The sequence below is a fragment of the Leucobacter sp. UT-8R-CII-1-4 genome, assembly GCF_030010235.1.
Classification (GTDB): domain Bacteria; phylum Actinomycetota; class Actinomycetes; order Actinomycetales; family Microbacteriaceae; genus Leucobacter.
The window spans coordinates 1-12023 of sequence record NZ_JASCRS010000006.1 but is presented as its reverse complement, the minus strand read 5'-3'; the positions used below and the strand labels follow the sequence as shown (position 1 = coordinate 12023).

Below are 12023 nucleotides of genomic sequence, written 5' to 3'. Positions count from 1 at the left end.
CAAGCGGCTAGCCCCAGTGAACTAGCAGATCGGTGTACGTGTTTTCGCGAGCGGTGCAGAGAGTTTAGCGGCCGCGCTTGGCGACAAAGAGCACGTAGCGTTCGAGCGCGTAAATGGGATCGCGGCTGCCGCCTTTGAGGGCCAGTTCGGTCTCTGCGGCCATGTCAATCGCCCGGGCGAGATCGCCTTCGGTCCAGCCTCGGGTTTCGCGCTGTGCACGCTCTACTTGCCAAGGTGCCATGCCGAAGGTGGATGCCAGTTCGCCAGCGCTGCCTCGCGCACCGTATACCCGGGCCATTGCGCGCACTTTCATGTTGAGCGCGGCCAGCATTGGGATTGCATCGGTACCGGTGCTGAGGGCCTGGCGCAGCAATACGAGTGCGTCGGCTGCGCGGCCTGCGGTTGCCGCATCAGCCACCTTGAATGCGCCGGCTTCGACGCGGCCTTCTGTGGATCGCTCTACGTCTGAATCGGTGAGGCGTTTGCCAACGTCTGAGACCAGCTGTTCTATGGCTCCTGCGAGCTCACCCAGTCCGCCTTGGTACGCGGCGACGAGGGACCGGAGAGCGGTCGCCGGTATTTGTGCGCCGAGACGTCGAAATTCGCCCTGTGCAAAGCTCAATCGGTCTGCGTCTTTTTTTATTTCAGCACAAACGACCTCGATCGCACCAAGCTGTGCACCAGTGTCGCCGCGTACCGCATCGAGCAGCGCTTTGCCTCGCTGCCCGCTCGAGTGCCGAAGCACGAGGGTGGTGTCTTCAGCGGGCTGGCTCAGGTAGCGTTTGGCGTCTTCAAGAAAAGCGTCGCTTGATTTTTCAACGCCTTCTACACGAATCAGCCGTGGCTCTGCGAAGAGCGAGGGGCTCGCCACCGTAAAAAGCTCACCTGCGCCGTAACTTGCAGCGTCAATATCGTGAATCTCGAGAGCGGCTTCGCGTTCGCGTAGTGCCTCGCGAATTGTGCGAGCAGCGCGATCTGCCAGAAACTGTTCTGGCCCGCTGATTAACACTACGGCGGCAGGTCGCGCTTCATTGAAGTCGACCTTCGCGATTTTCGCTTTGCTAGTTTTTGATGCCGCTGCCACGCCTTAAGCCTACTGTCCTGTACCGACATTCTTGTGAGGAGCGCAGCTTGCGGCTGCGTGAGCGCGACGCCCGGTGGCTGCGGGTCTACTCTGCTCAGCCAGGGTTCGAGCGACCCGTCAGCTCGTTGCACGATGGCGATGTTGCCGTGCAGATCGGTACGAAGTGGCTTCGTGCCGGATTCGATCAGAGCCGAAAGGGTCGCGTCTGTCGGGTGGCCGTAGCCGTTACTTGCGCCAACTGAGATGAGTCCCCAGCTTGCGGCAATCGATTTGTAGAGTGCTGGTTCTTGATTGCGGCTGCCGTGGTGCGCGACTTTTACGATGTCGACTGTGTGGCCCCGTAACTTTTCTTGGTGCAGCAAGCGTGCCTGTTCTTCTTGACCTGTGTCTGCGAGTGCGAGGAGGGTCGCCGGCCCGAGCTGGAAAAGCATCGTGATACTCGCGGCATTCGTTGATGTTGGCGGCGGCTCGGTTTCAGGGGAGAGGATCACCCAATCTGGGCCGAGTTCGTCGCCGAGACGTTGCTCTCCGTTCCTCACTACCCGAAACGGCACTCCGGCCTCATTGAGTCCTCGGAGTAGCTGACGTTCTTTGCTTTGCGCACCTGCTATATCGGGCGAAATGATGGCGTGGTCTACTCGGTTCAGTACAGAAAGGTAGGCACCGGCGTGATCGAGGTCGTCGTGAGTCAGTATGAGAAGTGCGATGCGTTTCACCTCAAATGTGTCGAGGCAATCTCGTAGCGCATCTGCATTCTTGCCTGTGTCGATGAGCGCGATGTCTTCGGGTCGGTCAAGATCGCGCACAAGAATCGCGTCGCCCTGGCCGACATCACAGGCGACCACAATCCAGTTTTTCGGAACGCCAAGTTTGTTCGCAATGGGGGCGGCAATGGTGAAAACTGTGACGGTGGCGGCAGCACTGCTTACGAGCATCGCGACGATCATTCGAATAACGAAAGGCGCGGGGGTTTTCTGGGCCCAGGGCGCACGCTGAATTGCGCGTGCACCACCTGGCAGGCCAATTTTTCCTGTGGCAAACAACCAGGCGAGAGAGACGGCTGCTTCGCCCCCGGCGAATAGAAGCGCCCCGGGCCAGCCGCCCGGCCAACTCCACCGTCCGCCTGGCAGTGTTGATGTCACTGTCGCAACTGCGGCGATCCAACGTGCCGGAACGCTGGCTGCCCAGAGTGTCGCGGTGGCGACGGGGGCTGAGAGCGGCCCAAGCAGTAGTGCGAGCAGCGCCAAGCCGGTGGCTAGCGGCGCTGCAGGGGCTGCCAATACATTTGCGACCACCCCGACCGCGGGCACGCCCGGTTGCAAGAGGAGCAGAAACGGCCCACAAGCGAGCTGAGCTGAGAGAGCCACTGAAACAGTGAGGGCGAGTACTTTGGGCAGACGAAGTGCGCGTCTGAGCCACTTTGCTATTGACGGCGCAAGAAGCAAGATGCCACCTGTCGCAACAACCGAGAGCGCGAACCCGGCTTGCACCGCCTGCCAAGGGTCAGTCGCAAGCAGGTAAAGAGTGGCAAAGCCCAGTGCGGGTAGGGCCGCCCGCGTATTCCCGCCGAATGATCCAGCGAGCAGCACTGCTGCCATTGCCGTGGCTCGCTGCACCGAAGCGTCTGGCCCGACGATGGCAACAAACATGCCAAGTCCGAGAAAAGCGGTGATTGTGCGAACGCGTAGTCCGGCGCCAAGCCTTGCGACTGCCCAAATGAGTGCGGAGATAACGAGACCGGTGTTGCCGCCGGATACTGCTGTTAGGTGGCTGAGTGAACTTTGCAACATGGCATCGTCGAGGCTTTCGGGCACCAGTGACGTGTCGCCAACAGCGAATCCGGGTAGGAGTTCACCACCATCGAGATTCTTTGCCAGCACGATTATGCCTTGGCGAAGGCTTGCTGCGGTGCCACCCAGATCTGCCAGTAGCGAGCGCGCAGAAACTGTTTCGAACGCGGTAGGGTTCGCCGTGTAGGCCGCCGCCGACTCTGGGGGCTGAGCGGTGAGGCGGGCGGTAATCGTCGCTCGGAGACCCGGCGCAAGCGAGGTCTTTGACACGTTTATGTCACTCAGCCACACCAGCATTGGTACTTTTCCGCGCTGGCCGATCGCTTCTATTCGAACCCAAGAACGCTCGCCAAACTCGCTTCGTTTGGTCTGCGGAAACCCTGCGATCTGTGCGTCGAATGTCGTCTCGGTGCCGTTGTGTGCGGCGGTGAAGAAGGTGGGATCGGCTCGTGCCTGTTCGTTGATATGCACTTGGCTGCCAATGAGAACGAGACTCGCGCAGGGGAGCAGGCACACTGTCGCGAGGATGCTTGTTCGTGATTCGCGAAGCGATCTGCAGCGTTTGAGGTTTCGATAAAGAGCTGCGAGAAGTGCGAGCCCAATGAGTAGTGCTGCCGCGGCTACGAGTGCGCCACGGCCGGGGGTGAGTAGGGACCAGGCGCACAGTGCCCAAGTAATCAGAGCAGAAGCAAGCAGTCGCCACTCGCCAACTGGTCTCATGCTCATACCGTCACGAATGCACGGAGATCTTGAAACGTCTTTTCGCCGATGCCAGACACCTCAAGCAGTTGATCAACGCTTCTGAATGCGACGTTGCTGGCACGCCAATCGATGATTCTTTGCGCAAGTGCAGGCCCAATGTGCGGCAGCGATTCAAGTGCGCCTCCGTCTGCTGTGTTCAGATTCACGAGTTTCCCCGTGCCAGTGCCCGAACCAGTGGAATCGCCAGGACTAACTCCGGTCGCGCCTGAGGCGCCATTCGCTGCGTGAGAGAGGGCAAGTGCCGCTTGCTCACTGTTGGGCACGAGAAGTTGTTCCCCGTCGTTGAGCGGGCGCGCCAGATTCAGCCCCGAAAGCACTGCCGTGTCGTTTGCTCCGCCTGCGGCTTCGATCGCCGCGAGGGCACGTGAGCCTACAGGTAACTTATACACTCCGGGTTTTGCTACCTCGCCGATGACGTGCACAACAATGCTTTCGCCAGATGAGCTTTGATCCTTGCCCTGGGAGTTTTTCCCATTCTCGGTGCCCTCGGGAGTGTTGCCCAGGGCACCAGCACTCTTTTTGGGACTCAATTGCGAGTCGCTGGACGAAGCATCGGCCCCATGAGGCTGCAACCACACGCTGCCAATTGAGAACAGCAGGATTGCCAGAAACACGACGGCTGAAGCTGCGATAGGAACCGAGATTGCTCGTTTTATCCGTTGCCACATCGGGGGTGTGTCTCGCCACTGAATGGCCTCGGGCGCTTGTGCAGCCTGAGCCGAGGCTATCTCTTGCAGCCGTGCGGCCCATCGGCCTGGCGCATCAGGTGAAGCTTGATCGGCTGTGGGTGGATCCGGCCCCGGGTTTGGCGGGTGAAACTGTGTGCTCATGCGGCAACACTAGGTAGCCGCGTTTCATTTCGGGACGCTATCCACAGCCCCGACCAACTGCGGCAGAAATTAGGCGAACTTCTTAGCTGTGAGCTGCGAGCAAAAAAATCATGACCGCCGCCAGGTTGACGCGAACTTTCCCTACTGGGGCGGGCGAATCATGCACTCCTGTGACACGCTTGCCACCAACTGCCCAGCTTGGTTGTAGAACTTGCCGTGTGTCAGCCCACGAGCGCCCTGCGAAGTGGGCGTCTCAAGCACATAGAGCAGCCACTCATCCACCTTGAACGGGCGGTGGAACCACATCGCATGGTCAAGGCTTGCGACGCGGAGGCCCGGAGTGGCCCAGGGAATCGAGTGCTGCCGCAGAATCGGCTCAGCGAGCAGATAATCACTGGCAAAGGCGAGCGCTGCCGAGTGAATCATCTGGCCGGCCTCGATGTTGTCGCGGCTGCGCAGCCACACGCGCATGGTGTTGCCTGGCTCAGTGACTCTCACGGTGATGTCGTTGTCGACGTGGCGCAGGTCAAAGGGCCGGTTCAGCATCCAAGAGGCCCTGGTGTCGGCAAGATGACCGTACTTTTCCCACACGGTCGGCAGCGACTCTGGGTCAGGAATCGACGTTATATCGTAATCGCTCTGGTGCTCAAGGCCCGATTCATCAGTCTGGAATGACGCGATAAGCGACATCAGAATCTCGCCGTTTTGATACGCCTGAACACGACGTGTTGAGAACGAACCGCCATCGTGCAGGCGAGCAACCTCAAAAGTCATGCGTTGTTCAGCGTCGCCAGGCCTCAAAAAGTAGCCATGCATCGAGTGGATTGTGCGATCCAGCGCAGCCGTTTCGCCAGCGGCAGCCAATGCCTGACCGAGCACCTGACCGCCAAACGACCGTCCGTGGGGTGTAGGCAGCGCTGGCCCTGTGAAGATGTCGTAGTGCGTGCGCGCCTCGCTATCGTGCAGTGAAAGCATCTCGATGAGATCTGGCATTACTGACATGCGTCCTCCTCGGCATCGGCGACGTTCGCCCCTGAAGTTCCCGTGCTGCACAGTCTATTGCTGGGCTCTCGGCGAACGAGCACAGTACACGCCCTAAAGTGAGTGTTGTGACTCAGCAGATACATTTAGTCGACCACGCTTCGCGAGATGACTTGAAGGTCTTTCTTGAACGGCTGCAACGGGCGGGTCAGGCTGAGGTTCGATTGGTTTCTCGTGGGTCGGTGCTCGCGGTCTTTGGTTGCACTCAGGCGCCGGCGGGGTTGATGGATACCGTGCCGGTCGTGCTGGTCATGCGAGCTTTTTCTTTGCGCGATGAGCCGATTGAGCCTGTCGATATTACGGTGCTTGGCCGGGCTCTGCTTGATCGAATCGCGCACATGGGCATCATCGGGTTAACGCTGGATCTGCCAGACTCGGTCGTTTCAGCCGCTTGGGCAGGGGTGCTTCCTCCGCTTGGCGGGTGGGAGCCCGCTGGCGTTGTCGATGGGGCCTCTCTTGCTGGTGTGGCGCAGCAGGGCATCGAGCGGGTGGCCGAAGCGCTGCCCGATAACCCTGGTGATGCGCTTGTGCGTAAGATTCGCGGCGCCGTCTGGGGTGCGGAAATTCTGCCTGGGTTGCCCGCTGCTGCTGCCTTCGCCGCGGAATCGATGGGCTTTTTGCGTGAGCAGGAGACCGTGCAGATGGCCAAAACGCTCACTTGGACGAGGCTCGACAGCGCCCACGGGCAGGTGCTTGTGCGCAGTCTCTTCGGCTGATCCGGCGCGTTCGCGGGGGACTTGCTGCGTTATCTTCGGCTGTAAAGCCCAAGTTCTAGACCGAATGGGGTAGAATAGTGGGGTTATCTAGAAGGAGACGCAGCACATGGCTCAGGTGAATGGCATCATCGACCCCCCTATCGACGACCTGCTCGAGAAGGTTGATTCGAAGTACGCCCTCGTGGTCTTCGCTTCGCAGCGTGCCCGTCAGATCAATGATTACTACACCGATCTGCACGACGGCAACCTCTTCGACAACGTTGGCCCACTCGTAGACGCCTCTGTTGACGACAAGCCGCTCTCGACTGCTCTTCACGAGATTGCCGAAGGCAAGCTTGAGATGAAGCCACGCGTGCACCAGTCGGTAGAGAACACGCTTGAGGCAGCACTCGACGCTATCGAACTGCCAGAAGCAGGCGAGTAATTTCTTTCAACGTCTCGGCGGGTCTGTATTGACCTGCCGAGACGTTGCTTTTTGCTCGGCGTACCTTTTTATTTGCCAATTGCGCAAACACCCCCTGTAATACCGCTTCAACGGAGAGTAATATCCTGCCTTCCGCAGGCCTTTGACGGTGGTCTCGGCTAGGCTGATTCCATCATGACAAGACGATTTTTCACCTCGGAGTCTGTAACCGAGGGTCACCCAGACAAGATTTGCGATCGCATCTCAGATTCGATTCTTGATGCACTTCTGACGATCGATCCCGGCGCCCGTGTTGCCGTTGAAACTCTCGTCACCACTGGTCTCGTGCACGTAGCTGGCGAAATTCGCACCGAAGGCTATGTCGAGATCCCCGAGATTGTGCGCGCAGCAGTGCGCGAAGTCGGTTATACCTCAAGCGAAATGGGCTTTGACGCATCATCGTGCGGTGTCTCGGTTTCGATCGGACAGCAGTCGCCAGATATCGCTTCTGGTGTCGAGCGATCGCTTGAGGCGCGCGAGGGCGAGGGCGCAATCGACGAACTCAGCCTGCAGGGCGCCGGAGATCAGGGCATCATGTTCGGCTACGCGGTCGACGAAACGCCAGAGCTGCACCCGCTGCCAAGCTGGCTTTCGCACCGCATGGCTGAAAAGCTCACTGAGGTACGCAAATCAGGCGTGCTGCCGTACCTTCGACCAGACGGTAAAACCCAGGTCACGATCGGTTACGAGGGCGACCGCGCGGTTAGCGTCGAAGCAGTTGTGCTTTCGACCCAGCACGAGGCTCGCATTACGCAGGATCAGCTGCGTGCTGATATCGAGCGCGAAGTGATTCGACCGGTGCTTGAGCGCACCGAATTGGTGAGCAGCGATGCCGAACTCTTTATCAACCCAGCAGGCCCCTTCGTGGTTGGCGGCCCAATGGGCGACGCTGGTCTCACTGGCCGCAAGATCATCATTGACACCTATGGCGGCGCAAGCCGTCACGGTGGCGGTGCGTTTAGCGGCAAAGACCCTTCGAAGGTCGACCGTTCGGCCGCTTACGCGATGCGCTGGGTAGCGAAGCACGTCGTTGCCGCTGGCCTCGCGAAGCGCGCTGAGCTTCAGGTTGCCTACGCGATTGGTCGCGCGCACCCGGTCGGTCTCTACGTAGAGACGTTTGGCACCGAGACGATTCCGCTCGCACGTATCGAGGCGGCCGTTCGTGAGGTCTTCGACCTGCGCCCGGCAGCGATCATTCGTGACCTTGATCTGATTCGCCCGATCTACGCAAAGACGAGCGCCTACGGTCACTTCGGCCGCAACCTGCCTGAGTTCACTTGGGAGGCAACCCCTCGTGTCGAGCTGCTTCGGGCAGCTGCCGGGTTGTAAGCACTCTTGGGTGCGGTCGAGACGGCGCACACGGATCTGAGTGATCGCGCCGAAGCAGCGCAGGGGCGACCAGTCGCTCAGGTGCTTCTCGATTCTGCGTTACCGCAGCTCGACCATCTTTTCGACTATGCCGTGCCGGCCGACCTCGCAGATGATCTGCGAGTCGGCCAGCGCGTGCGGGTGCCGTTTCGTTCGCAAAATAGGCGCAGCCACGGGTACGTGGTTGGATTCGCTGAACGGAGCGACTTTGGCGGTGAATTACAGCCGATTGCCGACATCGTCGGCCCGGTACCCGCACTTACGCCTCAGCTTTGGCGGGTGGCCAGAGCAGTCGCTGATCGCGCGGGTGGCTCTGCTTCTGACATTCTGAGACTTGCTTTGCCCCAGCGAATGGTGCGCGCAGAGAAGCAGCATTTGGCGGGCACTGCCGCAGATCCCGGTGCTGATGACCTCGCTCCCGAAGTTGCTGAGCAAGAAGCTGAAACCGCCAAGCTGCTGCTGAACGGTGATCGCCTCGCAATTACCTCGTCGCACGGGCCAGAACGTTTGAGCACAGGCGAGTGGGTCGGCGGCTGGGCTGTGCAGTTGGCGAAGCTCGCCCTCGCCGTACACGCCGAAGGGCGCAGCGCGATCCTCGTCGCCCCTGATTATCGCGATGTGGATCAGCTGGCCGATGCGCTCGCATCACTTGGGCACTCGGGTGTGGTGCGGGTCGATTCGCGGCAATCGGGTAGCGCCCGATACGCATCATTTTTGCGTGCACTCGACGCAAAACCCAGAATTGTGCTCGGCAACCGCTCGGCGATTTATGCGCCCGCCTATCGTCTTGGCGCCATTCTGCTTTGGGACGACGGCGATCCGTTGCTCTCTGAACCTCTCGCGCCATATGTGCACGCGCGCGACGCAGCGCTCGTGCGCGCATCGATTGAGCACGCCGAGTCTGCTGCGGCGGTCGACACGGGTGTCACCAACGCCGACCAGCAGGGCGACGATAGTGCTGTCGACCGAGTGGGTCTTGTGTTTGCTGCCCATGCGCGTAGCGCCGAGGTGCAACGACTCATCGATATCAACTATGTGAAAGCTGAGTCTGTGCCCCCGCGGCGCACGAGAATCATCACGGCCGATGCGGTGCAGAATCTTGAGGCCGACTTTGGGCGAGTGCCCGAGTTCGCCGCGCGGAGCATTCGCGAGGGGCTTTCGAAGGGGCCAGTCCTGGTGCAGGTTGCGGTGCCCGGTTATGCGCCGGTTGCGGTGTGTGACGACTGTGGTGAGCGGGCGCGGTGCAAGTCGTGTGGTGGGCCGATCGGTTTTCAAGGCATGCACCGAGCGGTATGCCGGTGGTGCGGTGAACACGCCAGTGCTTGGCGCTGCCCCGAATGCAATAGTGCGCGTCTCGCGCAACGCGGTGCCGGCTCTGAGCGCACCGTGGAGCAATTTCAAAAGCAGTTTCCGGGCACCAGAGTCATTCTGAGTGACGGTGCCCACCCGCATGAACGGGTCGATTCGAGGCCTGCACTTGTGGTCGCCACACGCGGGGCTGAACCAATAGCGGCCGGGGGATACCACGCTGTTGTGCTACTCGATGCTGATCGACTGCTCAGTATCGAATCGCTCCGTGCCGCCGAGGACTGTATGCGCTGGTGGCAAAATGCCGCCGCCCTCGCCGCGCCAGATGGCCGGTGCGTGCTTGCAAGCGGGTCGGGCCCGGTTGTGCAAGCCTTTGTAACAGGGCGCATCGACGAGTGGTTGCGCAGCGAGCTGCGTGACCGTCATCAGCTGCGTTACCCGCCTGCGGTTCGTGTCGCTAGCGTTACTGGTGGCCGCCAGCAGGTAGATCGGGCTCTCAAAGCACTCGGTCAGTTGCCCGGTGTTGACACGCTTGGGCCTACGCCCGTTCAAGAACGCCCGGGCCCAAATGGTCAGCGCGGTGCCGCGCTGCTCCGCGCAATTGTGCGTTTTGACTATGCACAGGGTGCCGAGGTAGCGAAGCGATTGCGCGGTGCTCTCGTGGCAGACGCCGCGGGTTCTTCTTCACGGGTCGCGGGGCGGGCTCCGGGCCGGGCACATCCAGAAGCACTACGTCTGCGATTTGATGACCGCGGCGTCTTCGATAGCTAGCGTTATTTCTGCCGCGGAAACGCTACTTTCGTACGGGCGTGAAACTCTTGATATGTTTCGGTTTTGTGTGGTCAAAGTTCGGTGAAATTGGCGTGTTCTCGGTGAAGAAAACTCCTGTTCAGAAGTGTTTAACTGGCTGAAAAAGTCGGGTTTTGTAACGTCTGAATAACGTGTATGCACTTCGGGTATGAAGTGATGCGTGGCGGCGTTTACAGTCGCTTCTGATGGCGGCATTTGTGAGTCAGGGTGAGCTGATTCTTCTGGTGCGTTGAGAGCGTCTTCAAGACCTACTTCCCGTTTTCCAGAAAGCCCCACGTGACTCAACGTCGATTCGTTGCGCTCTCGCGCCCCCAGAATGTTTTCGCACACGTACTGAGTCTTGTCGTGATCTGTGCGGCTGTGCTAGTCGGCCCCACTCAGGCACAAGCGGCGACCCAACAAACTCCCCAGTCTTCGTTGGAGTCTTTCGCCGCCGTGGGATTGACGGCGAGCTCAATCGAGCTGTCGCGAACATTCCACAGTCAAGATCAGGTATCCGATGCCGATGGCGATGCCATTCCCGACGACATTGAGCTTGCGATCTGTGGCAGTAAGACGTGTGCGACGGGGCTTGAGGACGCTGATAACGATGGGATTGCTGACTGGGTTGAGTTTCTGTCGTGTGGCACGCGTACCTGTGCGAGTGCGACGAAAGACCGTGATGGTGACGGGATTCCCGATTATGCCGAGCGTCTGGTCTGTGGCACTGACACCTGTTCAAACAGTCTTGAAGACGCTGACGGCGACAGGATCTCCGACTGGGTCGAGTTTGTGGTCTGTGGCACGCGTACGTGTGCGACTGGGTTTGAGGATTATGACGGTGATGGGGTTTCTGATGCGGCGCAGCTCGCGGCGTGTGTGAAACGTGTTGATCCGTCGCTGCTTGCGTTGACGGGTCAGCCGTGGTTTTGGCTGATGCTGCTGCTCGGATTTGCGGGGCTTGGCACGGGTGGCTGGTTGTTGTGGCGGCGTAGGATCGTTGAGCACATGACGGGGGCTGCCCGTTCTGTAGAGATGCCGGTCTCGTGAGGCCGGGAAGGACCGCGGCCGCGGGTGTTGCCGCAAGAGTGCTCACCCTGCTGTTCGTGACGGCTGTTGCGGTGACGGCGGCTCCGCCGAATGCGCAGGCGTTACAGCAGGCATCGGCGCAGAGTCGTTCCGTGCGGGTGGTGCGTGAGGCGAGGCAGGCCGCTTCGAAACCGAGGCGGCTGGAATCACGACCACAGGTGGCAGCGGTGTCGGTGGCGCAAAGTGCGCAGGTGGCAGGTACGAAACGTTCGACCAGGTCGCTCGTGTTGGCGTTGGCCAACAGTCAGGGGCGTGGCCTTGCCGAACACGGGCGTGTAATCGAGCATCAAGACGTGCCTGAAACGTTTGCCGAAGCCACACTGACGCCAGCGACCGGGGGCAATATCGAGGCCGGAAGTGTTGGCGTCAGTGCCGAGTTCTCTGGCTACAAGATCAGCGACGAGTTGCAGCTGACATTGAGTGAGGCGAGCCCCGACGCGGTGGCGTCTGCCGAGGCGCAGCTTGACGGCATCGCCTTCAGCGACGCGATAAGTATCGACGCGCAGGCATCCGACGGCAATGAAGTGACGGCATTCCCCGCCGAGGTGGTCACCGAGAAAGACCCACACGGTGTCGAGAAGGCGGCCTCGGTGACGCCGGGTATCACGCTCGGGTTCGCCGTCGACGAAGACGAAGTGACGGCCGCGGGTATCGAGCTCACTTCGCTGAAGCTGTATACCCGGGAGTCCTCGGCAGAAGACTGGGTCGAGCTGCCCTCGTACTACGACGAAGCAACCGGCAAGGTGCGTGCCGAATCAGACCACCTCTCTGAGTTCATTGTGA

The 12023-nt window shown here is 60.3% G+C and carries 9 protein-coding genes and 1 pseudogene; 6 read left to right on the top strand and 4 right to left on the bottom strand.

Annotated features, from left to right (window positions below; translation table 11 throughout):
- Positions 1-64 precede the first annotated feature (64 nt).
- The 4 genes from holA to QBL02_RS13435 form a co-directional block, all read right to left on the bottom strand.
- Positions 65-1084, bottom strand: a complete 1020-nt coding sequence (gene holA / locus QBL02_RS13450) for a DNA polymerase III subunit delta (RefSeq protein WP_282726952.1) — start codon at positions 1082-1084, stop codon at positions 65-67.
- Positions 1009-3600, bottom strand: coding sequence for a ComEC/Rec2 family competence protein (locus QBL02_RS13445; protein ID WP_282726950.1), 2592 nt, complete (start codon positions 3598-3600; stop codon positions 1009-1011). Before QBL02_RS13445 ends, holA begins: the two co-directional genes overlap by 76 nt.
- Positions 3597-4466: a ComEA family DNA-binding protein gene (locus tag QBL02_RS13440; RefSeq protein ID WP_282726949.1), complete on the bottom strand. Its 870-nt coding sequence runs from the start codon at positions 4464-4466 to the stop codon at positions 3597-3599. Before QBL02_RS13440 ends, QBL02_RS13445 begins: the two co-directional genes overlap by 4 nt.
- Positions 4467-4607: 141 nt before the next feature.
- Positions 4608-5468: an acyl-CoA thioesterase II gene (locus QBL02_RS13435; RefSeq protein WP_282726948.1), complete on the bottom strand. Its 861-nt coding sequence runs from the start codon at positions 5466-5468 to the stop codon at positions 4608-4610.
- A gap of 107 nt (positions 5469-5575) precedes the next feature.
- Between QBL02_RS13435 and QBL02_RS13430 the strand changes: the two genes are divergently transcribed.
- From QBL02_RS13430 to QBL02_RS13405, 6 genes and pseudogenes are all read left to right on the top strand, one after another.
- Positions 5576-6223, top strand: a complete 648-nt coding sequence (locus tag QBL02_RS13430) for a hypothetical protein (protein WP_282726947.1) — start codon at positions 5576-5578, stop codon at positions 6221-6223.
- Between the two features lie 106 nt (positions 6224-6329).
- Positions 6330-6647 (top strand): DNA-directed RNA polymerase subunit omega, encoded by a 318-nt coding sequence (gene rpoZ, locus QBL02_RS13425; protein ID WP_282726946.1) that lies wholly within the window; start codon positions 6330-6332, stop codon positions 6645-6647.
- Positions 6648-6821: 174 nt separating this feature from the next.
- Positions 6822-8015: a methionine adenosyltransferase gene (gene metK, locus QBL02_RS13420; RefSeq protein ID WP_282726945.1), complete on the top strand. Its 1194-nt coding sequence runs from the start codon at positions 6822-6824 to the stop codon at positions 8013-8015.
- Positions 8016-8021: 6 nt separating this feature from the next.
- Positions 8022-10133, top strand: a complete 2112-nt coding sequence (locus tag QBL02_RS13415) for a hypothetical protein (RefSeq protein ID WP_282726944.1) — start codon at positions 8022-8024, stop codon at positions 10131-10133.
- Between the two features lie 315 nt (positions 10134-10448).
- A complete protein-coding gene (locus tag QBL02_RS13410; RefSeq protein WP_282726943.1) occupies positions 10449-11201 on the top strand; it encodes a hypothetical protein in 753 nt (250 codons plus the stop codon).
- Positions 11198-12023, top strand: a pseudogene (locus tag QBL02_RS13405) (hypothetical protein); the annotation flags it as partial. The gene QBL02_RS13410 and the pseudogene QBL02_RS13405, both read left to right, overlap by 4 nt.